Annotated in this window: 14 protein-coding genes and 2 tRNA genes; 13 read left to right on the top strand and 3 right to left on the bottom strand. The window is 70.8% G+C overall.

Annotated features, from left to right (window positions below; translation table 11 throughout):
• Positions 1 to 72 precede the first annotated feature (72 nt).
• Positions 73 to 1182 (top strand): SCO2583 family membrane protein, encoded by a 1110-nt coding sequence (locus tag ABT078_RS14750; protein WP_351227520.1) that lies wholly within the window; start codon positions 73 to 75, stop codon positions 1180 to 1182.
• On the opposite strand, the gene ABT078_RS14745 is transcribed toward ABT078_RS14750, so the two are convergent.
• Positions 1167 to 2258 carry a M48 family metallopeptidase gene (locus ABT078_RS14745; RefSeq protein ID WP_351227518.1) on the bottom strand — a complete coding sequence of 364 codons (1092 nt, stop codon included), beginning with the start codon at positions 2256 to 2258 and terminating at the stop codon, positions 1167 to 1169. The genes ABT078_RS14750 and ABT078_RS14745 overlap by 16 nt on opposite strands.
• Before the next feature lie 259 nt (positions 2259 to 2517).
• Here ABT078_RS14745 and ABT078_RS14740 point away from each other — a divergent pair, with 259 nt between their 5' ends.
• The 9 genes from ABT078_RS14740 to ABT078_RS14700 all read left to right on the top strand — a co-directional run bounded on the left by ABT078_RS14740 (position 2518) and on the right by ABT078_RS14700 (position 7412).
• Entirely contained in the window at positions 2518 to 2679 is a 162-nt protein-coding gene (locus ABT078_RS14740) for a hypothetical protein (protein WP_351227516.1), read from the top strand.
• Positions 2680 to 2723: 44 nt separating this feature from the next.
• On the top strand, positions 2724 to 3341 hold the full coding sequence (gene nadD / locus ABT078_RS14735) for a nicotinate-nucleotide adenylyltransferase (protein ID WP_351227708.1): 618 nt from the start codon (positions 2724 to 2726) through the stop codon (positions 3339 to 3341).
• Positions 3342 to 3360: 19 nt separating this feature from the next.
• A complete protein-coding gene (locus ABT078_RS14730; RefSeq protein ID WP_351227514.1) occupies positions 3361 to 5139 on the top strand; it encodes an LCP family protein in 1779 nt (592 codons plus the stop codon).
• Between the two features lie 146 nt (positions 5140 to 5285).
• Complete coding sequence (rsfS, locus tag ABT078_RS14725; RefSeq protein ID WP_351227706.1) at positions 5286 to 5726, top strand: ribosome silencing factor; 441 nt, start codon at positions 5286 to 5288, stop codon at positions 5724 to 5726.
• Positions 5723 to 6382 (top strand): histidine phosphatase family protein, encoded by a 660-nt coding sequence (locus ABT078_RS14720; protein WP_351227704.1) that lies wholly within the window; start codon positions 5723 to 5725, stop codon positions 6380 to 6382. The genes rsfS and ABT078_RS14720 overlap by 4 nt, the downstream gene beginning before the upstream one ends.
• 180 nt (positions 6383 to 6562) lie before the next feature.
• Positions 6563 to 6635: transfer RNA gene (locus tag ABT078_RS14715), tRNA-Ala, on the top strand.
• A 153-nt stretch (positions 6636 to 6788) separates the two neighbouring features.
• Positions 6789 to 6953: a hypothetical protein gene (locus tag ABT078_RS14710; RefSeq protein WP_351227512.1), complete on the top strand. Its 165-nt coding sequence runs from the start codon at positions 6789 to 6791 to the stop codon at positions 6951 to 6953.
• A 3-nt stretch (positions 6954 to 6956) separates the two neighbouring features.
• On the top strand, positions 6957 to 7190 hold the full coding sequence (locus ABT078_RS14705) for a hypothetical protein (RefSeq protein WP_026277450.1): 234 nt from the start codon (positions 6957 to 6959) through the stop codon (positions 7188 to 7190).
• Positions 7191 to 7339: 149 nt separating this feature from the next.
• Positions 7340 to 7412, top strand: a tRNA-Ala gene (locus tag ABT078_RS14700).
• 66 nt (positions 7413 to 7478) lie between these two features.
• Here the strand turns inward: ABT078_RS14700 and ABT078_RS14695 are convergent.
• Positions 7479 to 9053 (bottom strand): NADH-ubiquinone oxidoreductase-F iron-sulfur binding region domain-containing protein, encoded by a 1575-nt coding sequence (locus tag ABT078_RS14695; protein WP_351227509.1) that lies wholly within the window; start codon positions 9051 to 9053, stop codon positions 7479 to 7481.
• Entirely contained in the window at positions 9050 to 10573 is a 1524-nt protein-coding gene (locus tag ABT078_RS14690) for a ferric reductase-like transmembrane domain-containing protein (protein ID WP_351227507.1), read from the bottom strand. The genes ABT078_RS14695 and ABT078_RS14690 overlap by 4 nt, the downstream gene beginning before the upstream one ends.
• 510 nt (positions 10574 to 11083) lie before the next feature.
• On the opposite strand from ABT078_RS14690, the gene leuS reads away from it, so the two are divergent.
• The 3 genes from leuS to ABT078_RS14675 all read left to right on the top strand — a co-directional run bounded on the left by leuS (position 11084) and on the right by ABT078_RS14675 (position 16027).
• Positions 11084 to 13981, top strand: a complete 2898-nt coding sequence (gene leuS, locus ABT078_RS14685) for a leucine--tRNA ligase (protein WP_351227505.1) — start codon at positions 11084 to 11086, stop codon at positions 13979 to 13981.
• A 127-nt stretch (positions 13982 to 14108) separates the two neighbouring features.
• Positions 14109 to 14909, top strand: coding sequence for a hypothetical protein (locus ABT078_RS14680; RefSeq protein ID WP_351227503.1), 801 nt, complete (start codon positions 14109 to 14111; stop codon positions 14907 to 14909).
• A gap of 272 nt (positions 14910 to 15181) precedes the next feature.
• Complete coding sequence (locus ABT078_RS14675) at positions 15182 to 16027, top strand: DegV family protein (protein WP_351227501.1); 846 nt, start codon at positions 15182 to 15184, stop codon at positions 16025 to 16027.
• Positions 16028 to 16212: the final 185 nt, after the last annotated feature.

The raw sequence follows: 16212 nt of genomic DNA, 5'->3' as shown, positions 1-16212 counted from the left end.
CCCGGCGCCTTGCGGCGCGAGGCGGAGCGTGGCGCACTGACCACGATCGGTGAGTTGGGATCGGGAGAAGTCATGGCAGGCCGCGGAGAACCGCCGGAACCGCCCGAGGGGCTCCCCGGCGGAGGTGAGGACGAGTACCGGTCCGTCGTCTTCGACGAATCGTTCGTCCGTGCTGCCCGCCTCCAGGAGTACTCCGCCGAGGAGCGCATGGGCGACCACGCCAGGGCCGTTCGCAGCCGTCCGGGCTCGGGCGCGCGGACCGGGTCGAGGCAGGCCTTCCTGCTGGTGTTGCTGATCGCCCTCGCCTTCGGCACCGCGATCTACTTGGGTGTCCGCCACCCCTACCAGCCGCCGCCCTCCCAGCCCGCGGGACCGCTGCGGAGCACGGTCGTCCCTCTGGCCCCCGAGGGCCCCGTGCCCGGCGGGGAGCCCGCCGGACTCTACGCACACAGCCCCGCCGCCCAGTTCCGTGCCGGAGCTGCCGGAATCGCCTTTCCGCCCGCCCTGCGCACCAAGAACTTCTCGGAAAACCAGGTCATGACTGCGCTGACCATCGCCAAGGACTACCTCGTGGAGTCCTCGCTCGACCCCGATGTGCTCAGCGGCGCTGCGGCACGGCCGGTACGAGTGCTGCTCGACCCGGACCAGTTGCAGCAGTTCGACCAGTCACTCGCCGCCCCGGCGGACGACGGCCGGCACGCGGCGACCGGCTGGTTGGTGCGCTTCGACCCGGCGAAGGTCGCCCTCGCCGACCCCGAGGTGCGGGTCCGGGGCGCGCTCCGCGTTCATGACGCCGGGCCCAACGCCCTCGAAGTGATCTCGGACCACACCTTCGCCTACGCGCTCCGTCCGGCCGGAGCGGGGGCCGGAGCCGGTGCGGATGGCGCTGCCTCCGCAGGCGAGCAGCGCGCGGACGACGCCTCGCTGTTCACCGTCCGCCGCGAGCTGCACTTCCGCTTCGACCGCGACGATCTGCGCACCCACCGCGCCGAGCTGCTCTTCAGCTACGTGCAGGCCGGACCCATGGCCTGCTCTGCCGACCCGTCCGGGGCCCTGCAGCCGCTCCTCGCCGGCGAGCGGGCCACCGGCGAGGGCCCGGCAGGGACCGACCCGTACGCGACGGACCGGGCCGCCGCCGGGCTCTGCGGCGCGCTCGCCCCCAGCGCTCAGCCCTCGGCCTGACCTCCGGCGTCCTTGCCGCCGTTGCTGCCGTTGCGGTCCGCACGGGCCGGTCCGCCGGTGCCCGTGAACTTGTCGCGCAGTCGGCCGCCGAGGTCGCCGGCGCCTCCGGCTATGTCCCCGACCAGCTTCATCAGCGGATCCTTGCTGGTCCGCACCGAGTCCGCGTAGTGGGATGCCGAATCGCGGAAGGAATCCGTGACCGAGGTGTCCTTGTCCTCCGTGCGGCGCGGGTAGTGGCCGTCCATGATCCGCTGGTAGTCGCGGCTCTCGGCCCACTTCTTCAGCTCGGCGGCGCGCACCGTGGTGAACGGATGCGTGCGCGGCAGCACGTTGAGAATCTTCAGCACGGAGTCCCGCAGGTCGCCGCCGGCCTCGTACTCCTCGGCCTGCTCGAGGAACGCGTCCACGTTCATCTCGTGCAGATGGTTGCCACCGGCGATTTTCATCAGGCCACGCATCGACGCCTGGAGATCCTGGCCGACCAGCAGCCCGGCCCGGTCCGCCGAGAGCTCCGACTTGCGGAACCACTCGCGCAGTGCGGTCACGATCGCCATGATCGCGACATTGCCGAGAGGGATCCAGGCGACCTTGAGCGCCAGACTCGTGAGGAAGAGGAGGATGGTGCGGTAGACCGAGTGGCCGGACAGGGCGTGTCCCACCTCGTGACCGACGACCGCCCGCATCTCCTCCTCGTCGAGCAGCTCCACGAGCCCGGTCGTGACGACGATGATCGGCTCGTCCAGCCCGATGCACATCGCATTGGGCTTCGGGTCCTGCGTGACATACATCGGCGGGACCTTCTCCAGGTCCAGGATGTAACAGGCGTCGCGCAGCATGGCGTTGAGGTGCGCGAACTGGGCGTCGCTCACCCGGACGGAGTCCGACAGGAAGAGCAGCCGCAGGCTGCGCTCGGGCAGCAGACCGCTCAGCGCCTTGAAGACGGTGTCGAAACCGGTGAGCTTGCGCAGGGCAACGAGCGCGGAGCGGTCCGCTGGATGCTCGTACGCCCGCGAAGAGATCTCCGGGAAGCGCCGGCGCTGCCTGCTCGGCACATTCTCGGAACTGCTGTCGGTCATCGGATGCCCCCTGTTCCTTACGAGTACTGACCCGTCCCCCTGACAGACCCCAGACTAGGCGCTGGGGTTGCGGTGCCGCGGGAGCCTGTGGACAACCACGCGGACGCCACCGGCGACGCGTGCACCGCGCCACCGTCGAACCGCCGGCGGCGAGGGCGAAAGTGACAACGACTGAGTCGACGTGAGCGTGCCCGCCCCTCCCGCATACGATGTGCGCGAAGTCTCCGCTCCGACTCCCGATCGATAGGTCCAGCTGAAGATGAGTCTCGCCAGCACTGCTGCCAACCTTGTCTCCCTCGCCGAAGGCGCCGAGCACGGCGGCAACCACGAAAGCCTCAGCCCCTACCTCACCGGATTCGGCGCCCTCGGCGCGCTGCTCCTGCTGCTGTGGATCACCACCCGCTTCAACCGCGACCGCTGATACGCGACCGCACAGCCGTACCAGTAGGCTCTGCACGCATGGGCATGGGACAGCAGGAACTGCCTACCAGGGGCGGCAAGCGCCGACTCGGCGTCATGGGCGGGACATTCGACCCGATCCACCATGGACACCTGGTGGCCGCCAGTGAGGTGGCCGCCCTGTTCCACCTCGACGAGGTGGTGTTCGTTCCGACCGGGCAGCCGTGGCAGAAGGGCCACAAGGCGGTCTCTCCGGCCGAGGACCGCTATTTGATGACGGTCATCGCCACGGCGTCCAACCCGCAGTTCTCGGTCAGCCGTATCGACATCGACCGCGGCGGGGCGACGTACACCATCGACACCCTGCGCGACCTGCGGGAGCTCAACAGCGACTCGGATCTCTTCTTCATCACCGGAGCCGATGCGCTCGCGCAGATCCTCACCTGGCGGGACGCCGAAGAGCTCTTCTCGCTCGCCCACTTCATCGGTGTCACCCGGCCCGGCCACGACCTGACGGACGACGGACTGCCCAAGGGGGGTGTCTCCCTGGTGGAGGTGCCGGCCCTGGCCATCTCGTCCACCGACTGCCGGGCGAGGGTCGCGCAGGGCGACCCCGTCTGGTATCTGGTGCCCGACGGTGTGGTGCGCTACATCGACAAGCGCCAGTTGTACCGCGGCGACTGAGCCACGGAGAGGGGCACCGGTGAACGACCAGCAGAACCCGTACGACCCGTATTACCCGCAGCAGCCGCAGATCATCGGCTACGACGAATACGGACGGCCGGTCTACCAGCAGCCCCGCCACTCTCAGCAGCCACAGGGTTACGAAGCGTACCCGTCGCAACAGCAGCAGAACCAGGACCAGGGCTACGGGTACGACCCGTATGCCCAGCCACAGCAGCCGCAGGGCTACGACCCGTACGGGCAGCAGCAGCAAACGAACCAAGGCCCGCCTGCGCACCAGGGCCGGCAAACGAACCAGGGCCCACAGGCCAACCAGGCCCATCAGACGCAGCAGGGCTACGGCTACGACGGCTACACCTACGACACGGGCCAGCAGGCCGCCGTCGACACCACGCAGCAGTGGAACATCCCGCAGCAGCAGACCCAGCCCCAGACGGCCCCCCGGGCCCCGCAGGGCCCCGCCTCCGTCCCCGGCCAGCGCCGCCCCGCACCGGAGGGTCCGGGCCGTGGAGACGGCGCGTACCGCGACCGTGAGGACCGCGACTACCGGACCGAACAGTTCTCGTTCATCGAGGAGCCGGACGAGGACTCCGAGGACGTCATCGACTGGCTCAAGTTCACCGAGAGCCGGTCCGAGCGCCGAGAAGAGGCCAGGCGCCGCGGCCGCAACCGGGTCGTCACCCTCGTCGTCGTCCTGGCCCTCGTGGCGGCGGGCGGCGTCGGCTACCTCTGGTACACGGACAAACTGCCCGGCGCCGCCGGCTCCGGCGCCGCCCAGAACACCGCAACGGGACCGCAGAAGCGCGACGTCATCGTGCTCCATCTGCACAACACCAAGCAGGGCGGCACCTCCACCGCCCTCCTCGTCGACAACGAGACCACCAAACAGGGCACCACGGTCCTGCTGCCGAACTCCCTCTCCGTCGCCGACGACGAGGGCGCCGCCACCACCCTCGGCAAGTCCGTCGACGAGGACGGGTCCACCGGCACCCGTGAGTCGATCGGCACCCTGCTCGGCACCAAGATCACCGGCACCTGGCGGCTCGACACCCCCTATCTGGAGAACCTCGTCGAACTCGTCGGCGGCATCGACATCGACACCGACGCCGAGGTGCCGCCCGCCAAGAAGGGTGAGCCGCCGCTGGTGAAGAAGGGCGAGAACCAGACGCTCAACGGCCGGATGGCCGTCGGGTACGCCACCTACCGCGCCTCCGGCGAGGCCGAGGCCGAACAGCTCCAGCGCTTCGGCCAGGTGATGTACGGGGTGATGCGCAAGGTCTCGAGCGACCCGAAGGGCGCGACGGTGACCATCGAGACCCTGGCGCAGATCCTCGACCCCTCGTTGCCCGAGAGGGACCTGGGAGCCTCGCTCGCCAAGCTGTCCGAGTACGCCAAGGGCGGCGACTACAAGACCGCCCTGCTGCCCGTCCAGCAGGACGGCACGCTCAGTCAGGAGGCGAGCGACAGCGTCGTCAAGGACATCCTGGGCGGCAAGATCAGCGCCCCGGAGCAGGGCGCGGCGGTTCGGGTCGGCGTGCGGAACGCCTCCGGAGACGGCGATGCCACCGAAGCCGCCAGGATCGACCTCGTCAACGGCGGCTACGCGTTCGTCGACGCGGGCAAGGCGGACACGGCGTCGTCCTCACGGGTCACCTACGGTGACGAGGCGCAGAAGGCGAAGGCCGTGGAGGTCGCCAAGACCCTCGGCCTGCCGGAGAGCGCGGTCGAGAAGGGCAAAGCGGCGTCCAACGCCGATGTCACGGTCGTCCTCGGCCGGGACTACGAGGCCGAGCGCTGATCGCGGAGCAGGGCAAGGCCGCTGATCATGAGGCCGAGCAGGGCACCTGTCCCGGCGCCGCGCGGGGCGCCGGGACAATGACTGCGTGGGCTGTCCGCGGTCCGTGAGACCCTGGAGGGGTCTTGACCGCCGACGAAAGCCTGCATGTGACCGCCACGGACCGTTCTCTCGAGCTCATCAACGTCGCCGCCCAGGCGGCAGCGGACAAGCTCGCGCACGACATCATCGCGTACGACGTCAGCGACGTGCTGTCGATCACGGATGCCTTTCTGCTCGCCTCCGCCCCCAGTGACCGCCAGGTCAAGTCGATCGTCGACGAGATCGAGGAGAAGCTCCTGAAGGAGCTCGGCGCCAAGCCGGTGCGCCGCGAGGGCGACCGCGACGCGCGCTGGATCCTGCTCGACTACGTCGACATCGTCGTGCACGTCCAGCACAGCGAGGAGCGTGTCTTCTACGCCCTCGAGCGGCTCTGGAAGGACTGCCCCGAGCTACCGCTGCCCGACGACGCAGTCAAGACCCGCGGCAAGGCCGAGGAGCACGCCCGGCTCGTCGGCGACGGCAGCGGGACGGACGGTGAGCTGAGCTGAGCGGCACGGACACGGGGCCCGGCAGGGGCCGCCGCATCGTTCTGTGGCGGCACGGCCAGACCGCATGGAATCTGGAGCGCCGCTTCCAGGGCTCGACGGACATCGAACTGACCGAGACCGGCGTCAACCAGGCCCGCCGGGCCGCGCGGCTGCTGGCCTCGCTGAAGCCGGACGCGATCATCGCGTCCGACCTGAAGCGGGCGGTCGCCACGGCCCACCAGCTCGCGTCGATCACGCGACACGACATCACCTTCGACGCCGCTCTGCGGGAGACCTACGCGGGCGTGTGGCAGGGGCTGACCCACGACGAGATCATCGGGCAGTACGGCGAGCAGTACGCGGCCTGGAAGCGCGGTGAGCCCGTGCGCCGCGGCGGCGGTGAGTTGGAGACCGAGGTCGCCGAGCGCGCCGCCCCCTTCGTGCTGGGCCACGCCGACAAGCTCCCCTCCGGCGGCACGCTCGTCGTGGTGAGCCACGGCGGCACGATCCGCACCACCATCGGCCGGCTGCTCGGCCTGGAGGCGCGCCACTGGGAGAGCCTGGGCGGCCTGTCCAACTGCTGCTGGTCCGTGCTGGGCGAGGGCGCCCGCGGCTGGCGGCTGCTGGAGCACAACGCGGGCACGCTGCCCGAGCCGGTGCTCGGCGACGACGACTGAGGCTGCCGACGACGCCCGAGGCCGTTCGCGGGCTGTTCGCAGGTCGCTCGCAGGCCGTTCGGAGGTTGCCCGCTCGGCGATCGCGGCCCGTGGCAAGCCAGGGACCGGCCGGATTTCACTTTCCGGCTGGTCACAGGCTAAGGTTCTTCTTGTTCGCAGCGCGCAGCGCGAAGAACACAAGGGGCTATAGCTCAGTTGGTAGAGCGCTTGCATGGCATGCAAGAGGTCAGGAGTTCAATTCTCCTTAGCTCCACAAGCTTCGACATCAGGATCCCGTCCCCGCAGGGGGGCGGGATTTCTGCGTTCCCGCCGGTCTCGTGCCGCAGACAGCGCTGACCCCCTTGCGGGGCCATGGCAGAATCGGGACGGCCGGAGGGGACGGCGGCCCGGACGGGAGGGAGAGGCGATGCCCGGTAGCAGCATCGAGGAGGACGATGACCTGCTCGCCGCTGCGGAGGCCAGAGCTCGCCTCAGCTGCCCCTCGTGCGGTTCGCCCCATGTCGCCCAAGTGCTCGGCGACAACGGAGGTATCTCGTACGTGTGCACGGCCTGCGGCCACAGCTGGAGCTGAGTGATGGGTGCACACAGGCGGAAATGCGACTGGTGCGGCAGCGGTACGCCGATCGTCCGCGACATGGACCCCGTCAACCCCGAGTACCAGTACTGGTGCGAGGAGTGCGCGCGGGCGCTGATCATAAAAGGCGACCCCATCGAGACGTACCGGGAGCTCGAGGGGGAGCCGATCTACGGGCGGCTGCTCGACGAGCACTGCACCCTGAAACGGTTCTACTCGTTCGCGACGGCGTGAGCTGACCGCCTGCCCCAAGCGGGACGTACCCGGACCTCTCCGGGTGGGGTCGTGCGGACCGGAAACGATTTGGTGGACCACCGGGGTGACCGTGTAATGTTCTCTCTGTCGCCGCGGGGGAAACCCGGGAACGGGGCGGCACACAGCAAGGGGCTATAGCTCAGTTGGTAGAGCGCTTGCATGGCATGCAAGAGGTCAGGAGTTCAATTCTCCTTAGCTCCACAGCAGCTCGGTAAGAGCACAGGAAGAGGGCCATCCGATCCGGATGGCCCTCTTCTGCGTCTCCCGTCAACCCCGGCCGCTGCCAAGGGCCTTGCGGTCGCTGCTCGGCAACGCCGGGCGCGTGGAGGGTGCCTGCTCGATACGGAGCGCGAGCGCTGGGCAGCGGCGAACCGCCCGCTGCGCACGCCCGCGCACATGCATCGGCACCGCGGCCTCCGCCACCGACGGATACCCGTCGGCGCCCATGCGGATCAGCTCGGGGACGATCTCCGCGCAAATCCCGTGGCCCTGGCAAAGAGTCCAGTCCACGGCGAGCTTCTCACCGCTCGGGATGGACTCCTCGGCCTCCTGGTAGCCGGGAACGGGCAGCGGCAGCACGCCGACCGTCTCGCGGCCGCAGCCGCCGTGCAGGACGTGCGCGGCGAGGTCGTCCGTGAATGCCGACAGGGTCGAGGCGAAGAAGCGCGCCGAACCGTCGGGATGCTTGCACGCGCCCCGCCCCTTGACCGCCTGGGTCACTTCGCGCAGCGCCTCCAGGGCGGCCGGTCCGCCGCCGTTGATCACGTCGGAAAGTCCGCCCGCAGCCGCCGGCAGACCCAGCTTGCAGGGACCGCACTGGCCGGCCGTCTCGGCCGCGAGCCAGTTGGCCACGAGCTGCGCCTCCCCGAGGGGGCAGGTGTCAGGGCCGATCGGCAGGATCGCGCCCGCGCCCAGCGAGCCGCCCACGTTGGCCAGCGACTCCCGCGAGATCACGGCATCGTGTGTGGCGGCGGCGTCGATCCAGTTGCCGTGGTAGCCGCCGGTCAGCACCCCCTGGGGGACCGGCGGAGCGCCTGCCAGCTGGAGCACGTACCGCATCGGGACACCGGTCGGCACCTCGATGACCATGGGGCGCGCGACCGCCCCGGATACCGTCAGCATCACCGTGCCCGGCTCGTTCTCCAGCCCCGTGTGGCTGTACCGGCGCGCGCCGATACGGGCGGCGACGGCCAGCTGCGCGAACGTCTCCGCGTTCGACAGGAGGGTCGGCGCCCCGGCGACACCCGAGTCCGATGCGCGCTCGCGGCGACCCGGGGGCAGCGCAGGGCCGCCGCCGATGGCCCGGATGACCGCTGATGCCTCCCCGGAGACCATGCGCTCGGGGTTGCGCTGCACCCGTGCGCGCAACTGCTGGCCACGCCGGTCCGACAGCCCACGTTCGGCGAGCGCCGCTCGCATGGAGATCTCCGTGGAGTTACGGGTCACCGCCACGATCAGCGTGCGGGCGCCCAGCGCCTCGGCCGCCAGCAGGGCGCCGTCCAGGATGAGATGCGGCGCCCGGTTGAGCAGAACGGTGTCCTTGCGGCAGGCAGGCTCGCCCTCACTGCCGTTGATCACGACGACAGGCCGCACTCCGCGCCGGATCGACGCCTTGGCCACGGCCCGCAGTTTCTGGCCGAAAGGGAAGCCGGCGCCGCCGCGGCCTCGCAGGGATATGCCCTCGGCGAGCTGGGCGAGCAGCTCTCCGGTCATGGGTTCGAGCGGTCCGTGCACCTTCAGGTGCATGGAGAGGTCGAGGCGCTCGACCAGATCGAAGCCCTGGGTCAGCTGGGGGAGGCCGACGACGCGGACTTCGGGGACATCGGGGAGGGGGGTGTTCACGGTCGGTCTCCTGCGGGTGCGTTCCAGGGCTCCCCGGCCTGGGGTGGATAGAGCGGGCCGGGCGACGGCTGGGTGTCGTCGAGCGAGCGGGGGAGCGGGGAGGTGGGTGGCGGGCCGTCGTAGCCGCCGGCGTACGGGGACGCCGGCCCCGGGTCGTACGGGTCGGTGTACTGGGGCGTGGGGCCGGTCTCGTAGGGGACACCCGTCTCGTATCGCGAGGACGCGGCCGGCGGGGGGAACGCCTGTCCGGGGGGCGGCGGGGAAGGGGTCGGCCAGAACTCGGGGCGGGGACCGGATTCGTCCACCACGGGGAGCTCCTCGGTCATGGGGATGCGCTCGGCGAGGGGGATCTCGCCCGAGGACGCGGGTGCCGCCCCTGGCGTACGGGCCGTCGCCCCTGTCGCACGGGCAGTGGCGTCACCGCCCAGTGAGACGGCGCGGTAGGCGGCGGAGATCCCGGTTCCGGGGCCTTCACCGGACAGCGGCCGGCCGGTCACCGCGCCGGCTCCGGGGAAGGACCCCGCGGCCGTGGCCGGCTCGGCGGACGGGGGCGGCGCCGCTTCGTAGAGCGGTGGGGCGGGAGCGGGGATGCGCAGGGGCTCCCCGCGGGGCGGGGCCAGTGGCTGCCCCATGGGGGCCCCGAGCGGCGGCCCCAGGGGCCGGCCGATCGACCGGCCCAGCGTCTCGTCGGCGCCGGCCGGACGCTGCCGCGGGAACTCGCGCTCGTACTGGAACTGCGAGGCGTCGGCCGAGGTGCCGGGCAGAGGGGTGACCGACAGGTCGCGCTGGGCCCGCTCGGGGGCCTCGCCCGCGACGCGGCCGCCGGACCCGAGCAGGGCGATGAGCCGCTCGGCGATGCGCCGCTGTGTCTGGGGCGGCAGCAGCCGCAGGGCGACGGCACCGGCGACACCGGTCAGCGCAAGGGAGTACATGACGACCACCCAGGTGGCCGCGGGGCGACCCGTGTAGAGGCCGTGCACCAGCGCCGAGCACCATGCCGGGTACGCCAGCATGTGCAGGGCCCGCCAGCGGGCGGCGGTCCGGATGTTGCCGGCGAGCGCGCTGCGCGCAGCGCCCGTCGAGCCGGCGACGACCATCAGCAGTCCGGCCAGGGAGCCGAAGCCGATGAGGCCGGACGTGCCGGTGACACCGAGGCCGAACGGGATCAGCGCGCCGAGCAGTTCGACGTGTCCGAGCGAGACCTTGACCGTGGCGTGCAGCAGGAGAAATCCGAGCGAGGCGACCGCCGTTGCCCGGTGGATGCCTTGGGCGAGCAGCCGATGGCGGGTGGAGAGCAGCAGCCGGTCGGTGGCTATCAGCCCCCAGGCGACCGAGGCCGTGAGTGATACCAGGGAGAGGACTCCGGTGGTGAAGTCCAGCGCGGCGCGGAACGCGTCACTGCCGCCGATGGCGAGCAGGGGGAGGAGCACAAGAGCGGCGGCACTCAGCCCGCCCTGCACCTGCCGGCTCAGGCCTGGGTTCGGTCCGGGCGACGAACGGATCTTGCGATGAGGCTTCATGGGGGCGACTCCGAGTGGTGCGGGAAAGCGGTCCCGTGGTTCGCATGCTAGGTCGAGCCATACCAAGCAGTACGAGGAATGCTCGTTTAGTGGTCAGCCTGACCGGCAACTGACTTTGGGGTTGCCCCGGATAGGGGCGATACGCCGAGTAACCCGGAGGGCGGAACGGTCCCGATCGTGTTCGGGTGGCATCGGATCACGTTCATGTTGTGGCCGAATCGCGTTCGCTCCCGACCGCGCCGACCGCGCCGACCGGACCGACCGCCTGGAGCGCCTGGAGCGCCTGGAGCGCCCGGACGCTCGATGCAGCCCGTACCGGCCCTGCGGTACCCTGGCGCCATGCGTGCCGTACGCCTTCTGCTTAGCGGGCCGCGCTGATCAGTCCCGACCGGTGAATCGTCCGGTCGGAATCGGCGCGGCGTCCCCTCCTGTGCGAGGGGTCCTTTTGTTTGTGGGCACAGCCCGTTCCGGGAAACGCCGGCAGAGACGATCGATGGAGCTTTAGGGATCATGAGCGAGACGAATTCCTCCCCCGCCGCCTTCGGCTCGGGTGGGGCCCCCTCTGCCGAGGTGGCCGCACCGCACCGCTACACGGCGGCCATGGCTGCCGAGATCGAGGCACGCTGGCAGGACTTCTGGGACGCCGACGGTACGTACGAGGCGCCCAACCCGAGCGGTGACCTGGCGGGTGACCCGGCCGCCGCGGCCCGTCCCAAGAAGTTCATCATGGACATGTTCCCGTACCCCTCGGGTGCGGGCCTGCACGTCGGACACCCGCTGGGCTACATCGCGACCGATGTCTACGCCCGGCACCAGCGGATGACCGGCCACAACGTCCTGCACACCCTGGGCTTCGACGCCTTCGGCCTGCCCGCCGAGCAGTACGCCGTCCAGACCGGCACGCACCCGCGGATCTCCACCGAGGCCAACATCGAGAACATGAAGGTCCAGCTGCGCCGGCTGGGCCTGGGCCACGACAAGCGCCGGTCGTTCGCCACGATCGACCCGGACTACTACAAGTGGACCCAGTGGATCTTCCTGCAGATCTTCAACTCCTGGTACGACGACGAGGCGAAGAAGGCCCGTCCGATCGCCGACCTGGTGGCGCAGTTCGAGAGCGGGGAGCGCGCGACGCCGTCCGGGCGCCCCTGGAACGAGCTGAGCGCCGTCGAGCGGGCCGCAGTGCTGGGTGAATACCGCCTGGCGTACGCCTCCGACGCCCCCGTCAACTGGTGCCCCGGGCTGGGCACCGTTCTGGCGAACGAGGAAGTCACCGCCGACGGCCGCTCGGAGCGCGGCAACTTCCCCGTCTTCAAGGCCAATCTGCGCCAGTGGAACATGCGCATCACCGCATACGCCGACCGGCTGCTGGACGACCTGGACGCGCTGGACTGGCCCGAGGCGATCAAGCTGCAGCAGCGCAACTGGATCGGCCGCAGCGAGGGCGCGCGCGTCGACTTCTCGGTCGAGGGCCACGAGGGCGAGCCGATGACGGTCTTCACCACCCGCCCCGACACGCTGTTCGGCGCCACCTACATGGTCCTGGCGCCCGAGCACGGCCTGATCGACTCGATCCTGCCCGCCGAATGGCCGCAGGACATCCCGCAGGACGTACGGGAGGCATGGACGGGCGGCGCCGCCACCCCGGCCGAGGCCGTCGCCGCGTACCGCAAGCAGGCGCAGACCAAGAGCGACGTCGAGCGGCAGACCGAGCACAAGGACAAGACGGGCGTCTTCACCGGTACGTACGCCCTGAACCCCGTCACCGGCGCCCGGATCCCGGTCTTCGTCGCCGACTACGTCCTGATGGGCTACGGCACCGGCGCCATCATGGCCGTCCCCGGCCAGGACGAGCGCGACTGGGAGTTCGCCGAGGCCTTCGGCCTGCCCATCATCCGTACCGTGCAGCCGCCGGACGGCTGGGAGGGCGAGGCGTACACCGGCACGGGACCGGCGATCAACTCGTCGAACGACGAGATCTCGCTGGACGGTCTGGGTGTCGCCGAGGCCAAGGCGAAGATCACCGAGTGGCTGACCGGGCGCGGTATCGGCGAGGGAACCATCAACTTCCGCCTGCGGGACTGGCTGTTCAGCCGGCAGCGCTACTGGGGCGAGCCCTTCCCGATCGTGTACGACGAGGACGGTGTCGCCCACGCGCTGCCCGAGTCGATGCTGCCGCTGGAACTGCCGGAGGTCGACGACTACTCGCCGCGCACGTTCGACCCGGACGACGCCGACACCCAGCCCGAGACCCCGCTGTCCCGCGACGAGGAGTGGGTCAACGTCGAGCTGGACCTGGGCGACGGCCCGAAGAGGTACCGCCGCGAGACCAACACGATGCCGAACTGGGCCGGTTCGTGCTGGTACGAGCTGCGCTACCTGGACCCGCACAACGAGCAGAAGCTGGTCGACCCCGAGATCGAGCAGTACTGGATGGGCCCGCGCGAGGGGCAGCCGCACGGCGGCGTCGACCTGTACGTGGGCGGCGCCGAGCACGCCGTGCTGCACCTGCTGTACGCCCGCTTCTGGTCCAAGGTGCTGTTCGACCTGGGGCACGTCTCGTCCGCAGAGCCGTTCCACAAGCTGTACAACCAGGGCATGATCCAGGCGTACGTCTACCGGGACAGCCGTGGCTTCCCGGTGCCGGCCGCCGAGGTCGAGGAGCGGGACGGCGCGTCCTTCCTCGACGGCGAGCCGGTCAAGCGCGAGCTGGGCAAGATGGGCAAGTCCCTGAAGAACGCCGTCACTCCCGACGAGATCGCCGTGGAGTACGGTGCCGACACCCTGCGCCTGTACGAGATGGCGATGGGCCCCCTGGACGTCTCCCGGCCGTGGGACACCCGCGCGGTCGTCGGCCAGTACCGGCTGCTGCAGCGCCTGTGGCGGAACGTCGTCGACGAGTCGACCGGCGAGGTCACCGTCGTGGACGACGAGCCGGACGAGGCGACGCTGCGCGCGCTGCACAAGGCCATCGACGGCGTGGGCCAGGACATGGAGGCGATGCGCTTCAACACCGCCATCGCCAAGATCACCGAGCTGAACAACCACCTGACGAAGACGGGCGGCCCCGTCGCGCGATCGGTCGCGGAGCGGCTGGTCCTGCTGGTCGCGCCGCTGGCGCCGCACATCGCCGAGGAGCTGTGGCGCCGGCTGGGGCACACGGACTCCGTGGTGCACCAGGGCTTCCCGGTCGCCGACCCGGCGTACGTCGTGGACGAGACCGTGACCTGCGTCGTGCAGATCAAGGGCAAGGTCAAGGCGCGCCTGGAGGTCTCCCCGTCGATCACGGACGCGGAGCTGGAGGCGCTGGCACTGGGTGACGCGTCGGTCACCGCGGCGCTGGGCGGCGCGGGGATCCGGAAGGTGATCGTGCGTGCGCCGAAGCTGGTGAACATCGTCCCCGCATAGCGGCGCATCGGGGTCACCCCCTACGGGCAGGTTGAGGGTTCCGCTGGAACCCTCGGCCTGCCCTTTGCGTTTACGGTGGAGGAACACACTGCACGGGCACCAGGCCCGCGAGTCCGGAGGGCGCCCCATGGAAGCCGTAATCCTCATCCTGGCGCTGCTCTTCGTCGCGTTCGTGGCGCTCGGGGTGTACGTGAGCGTCAAGGTGATCGGTGCGGCCAAGCGCGGTGTCGACCGGACGATCACCCAGGCCCGTCGCACGGTCGAGGACACGACACTGCGGGCGAAGAGCCTCGGGCAGGCCGGTGTGAACGGCGAGCTGGCCCAGCTGCGGCTGCGGCTGCGGACGTCGATGAAGGCCACGCAGGACGCGCTGGCCGCGGGCGTGGCCGAGGACATGTCGCTGAAGGAGTCGGTGGGCCTCTTCGAGCGGCTGAGCGTGCACGGGCGTGACCTGGACGACGAGCTGAGGCGGCTGGAGCGGGAGCCCGACCGGAGCCGGATCGTGGAGCGGCTTCCGGAGTTGCGCGAGCGGGTGGAGCGGGTCACGCACTCCGCGGAGTCGCTGCGGTGGGCGGCCCGGGACCGCGCGCGGGCGTTCGCGGAGGACGACCTGGAGGCGCTGAGCGCACAGATCGACGTGGAGGCGGGGGCGCTGCGGGACTGGTCCAGGACGGAGCCGGACTGGGCGGCCGAAGCGGCCTCGGGACCGGTTTCCGCACCGGTGTCCGCCTCGGAGCCCGCGGCGGCGTACCCGGCGCCCGAGCCGGCTCCTGGTGCGGCACCGGCATCGGAGACGGCGTCGTCGCAGGCACCGGCGGCGGGGCCCGAGGCCGACGCACCGGGGCCGCAGGCGATCACCGCGCGCGATCCGCGCCGGCCGTCGACATACTCGTGGCAGAAGTCGGCGCGCCCGGAGACGACGAACTGACGAGCCCGCGCGACGGCGGGACGGGGCGGCGTTGGCCGCCCGTGCGCCAGGTAGCGTTGCCCGCGAGCTGCGAAGAAGTCGGCATCCTGGTTGGCGCGGAGCAGAAACGGAATGCGTGTCGGTGCCGGGCTGCGGGTATGTGCGGGGGCGCAGAGCAGGGTTCGGAGGCGGTTGACGACCCGCCGCCGGCGGAGGGGGCCGCAGAGCGGAACCCGACCGGGAGCGCGGGGTCGGGCTGCCGTGCGGCGCCCCCTGCGGGTAACCTCCCGCTCATGTCCCGCCATGTCGCGATCGTCACCGATTCCACGGCCTACTTGCCGCCACAGGCGATGGAGCGGCATGGCATCACGGCGGTACCGCTGACCGTCGTGCTCGGCGACCAGGCCCTCGAGGAGGGCACCGAGATCTCGGCCCGCTCACTCGCGCTCGCGCTGCAGAAACGACGTCCCGTGACCACGTCCCGGCCAAGCCCCGAGACGTTCGCCGCGACCTACCGGGCGACGGCGGAGGCCGGTGCGGCAGAGATCGTTTCCCTGCATCTGTCCTCCGAGTTCTCCGGGACCTACGACGCGGCGGTGCTGGCGGCGCGCGAGGCCCCCGTTCCGGTGCGGGTCGTGGACACTGGCATGGTCGCGATGGCCCTCGGGTTCTGCGCGCTCGCCGCGGCGGAGGCGGTGGATGGAGGCGGCACGCTGGACGAGGCGGTGGCGGCCGCCGAGAAGCGGGCCGCGCGCACGTCCGCCTACTTCTACGTGGACACCCTCGACTATCTGCGCCGCGGCGGGCGCATCGGCACGGCGCAGGCCCTGTTCGGCTCGGCGCTCGCGGTGAAGCCACTGCTTCAGCTCGACGGAGGCCGGATCGAACTGCTGGAGAAGGTCCGCACGGCGTCGAAGGCGATCGCCCGGCTCGAGGAGATCGTCACCGAACGCGCGGGCGCGGGTCGGGTCGACATCGCTGTGCACCATCTCGCCGCGCCCGAGCGGGCGTCCGCCCTCGCGGAGCGGCTCCGCGAGCGGCTGCCCCACCTCGCGGAACTGCACGTCAGTGAGGTCGGCGCGGTGATCGGCGCCCACACGGGGCCCGGGCTCCTCGGGGCCGTGGTCTCACCGCGGTGAGCCGCTCCTGCGGGTGACGGAGTTGTCCACAACGAGGCGGCCGTCCACAGGATTTGATGCTGCTCGGCGGGCATGGGCGGACCTGCCTAACGTCGTGTGGCATGACGTACCGATCACGCTCCGCGACGAGTGGGCCGGGCCGCGCCCCGGCCTCGGACGGCCGTGTCCGTGACAGAAGGCGGCTG

The organism is Streptomyces sp. NPDC002133 (assembly GCF_040296405.1).
Classification (GTDB): Bacteria; Actinomycetota; Actinomycetes; order Streptomycetales; family Streptomycetaceae; genus Streptomyces.
The sequence above is the reverse complement of the archived record's forward strand: the minus strand, read 5'-3'. Positions and strand labels throughout refer to the sequence as shown.

Excerpts from the sequence above, each read along its gene's own strand:
- ABT078_RS14750 (WP_351227520.1), top strand. The coding sequence starts at position 73 with ATGGCAGGCCGCGGAGAACCGCCGGAACCGCCCGAGGGGCTCCCCGGC.
- ABT078_RS14745 (WP_351227518.1), bottom strand. The coding sequence starts at position 2,258 with ATGACCGACAGCAGTTCCGAGAATGTGCCGAGCAGGCAGCGCCGGCGC.
- ABT078_RS14740 (WP_351227516.1), top strand. The coding sequence starts at position 2,518 with ATGAGTCTCGCCAGCACTGCTGCCAACCTTGTCTCCCTCGCCGAAGGC.
- nadD (WP_351227708.1), top strand. The coding sequence starts at position 2,724 with ATGGGACAGCAGGAACTGCCTACCAGGGGCGGCAAGCGCCGACTCGGC.
- ABT078_RS14710 (WP_351227512.1), top strand. The coding sequence starts at position 6,789 with ATGCCCGGTAGCAGCATCGAGGAGGACGATGACCTGCTCGCCGCTGCG.
- ABT078_RS14705 (WP_026277450.1), top strand. The coding sequence starts at position 6,957 with ATGGGTGCACACAGGCGGAAATGCGACTGGTGCGGCAGCGGTACGCCG.
- ABT078_RS14690 (WP_351227507.1), bottom strand. The coding sequence starts at position 10,573 with ATGAAGCCTCATCGCAAGATCCGTTCGTCGCCCGGACCGAACCCAGGC.
- leuS (WP_351227505.1), top strand. The coding sequence starts at position 11,084 with ATGAGCGAGACGAATTCCTCCCCCGCCGCCTTCGGCTCGGGTGGGGCC.
- ABT078_RS14680 (WP_351227503.1), top strand. The coding sequence starts at position 14,109 with ATGGAAGCCGTAATCCTCATCCTGGCGCTGCTCTTCGTCGCGTTCGTG.
- ABT078_RS14675 (WP_351227501.1), top strand. The coding sequence starts at position 15,182 with ATGTCCCGCCATGTCGCGATCGTCACCGATTCCACGGCCTACTTGCCG.